The sequence below is a fragment of the Parafrankia sp. Ea1.12 genome (assembly GCF_900465275.1).
Classification (GTDB): domain Bacteria; phylum Actinomycetota; class Actinomycetes; order Frankiales; family Frankiaceae; genus Parafrankia; species Parafrankia soli.
Genome location: NZ_UBIZ01000567.1, coordinates 1 through 543 on the forward strand (window position 1 = coordinate 1; position 543 = coordinate 543).

A 543-nucleotide genomic window follows, 5' to 3' on the forward strand; every position below is an offset into this window, starting at 1 on the left:
GGAACCGGTGGCCACGTTCGTCGAGGTCCATCAGTAGGTTCCGTGCCTGCTGGGTGACCCAGGCTGCGGTCGGGTGCTTCGTGGTCCCGAGAACATGGACGTGGCGGGTGGCGTGTTCGACGACGAAGAACACGTAGATCCGTTGCAGGAACACGGTGTCCACGGTGAAGAAGTCGCAGGCCAGCAGGCTGGAGGCCTGGGCGGACAGGAAGGTGCGCCAGGAGGTGTCGGCCCGGCGGGGTGCGGGGTCGATGCCGGCGCGGTGCGGGATCCGCCAGACGGTGGCGACTCCGACCGGGTAGCCCAGCCCGGCGAGTTCTCCCTGGATCCGGCGGTGGCCCCCGGTCGGATTCTCCTGCGCGAGGCGCAGGACCAGCTCGCGGATCTCCCGGCGGATCAGTGGCCGTCCGGGCGGCTTCCGTGGGTAGGTTCATTTTCGTGCGAGGAGGTCACGGTGCCACCGCAGCACGGTGGCTGGGGTGACGAAAACGAACCCCACCGAGCCCGGGGCAGCAGCCGGGACAGGGCTGCGAGGATCACCCG

The 543-nt window shown here is 69.4% G+C and carries 1 pseudogene; it reads right to left on the minus strand.

Annotated features, from left to right (window positions below):
• A pseudogene (locus tag FMEAI12_RS31700) lies at window positions 1-543 on the minus strand (integrase); the annotation flags it as partial.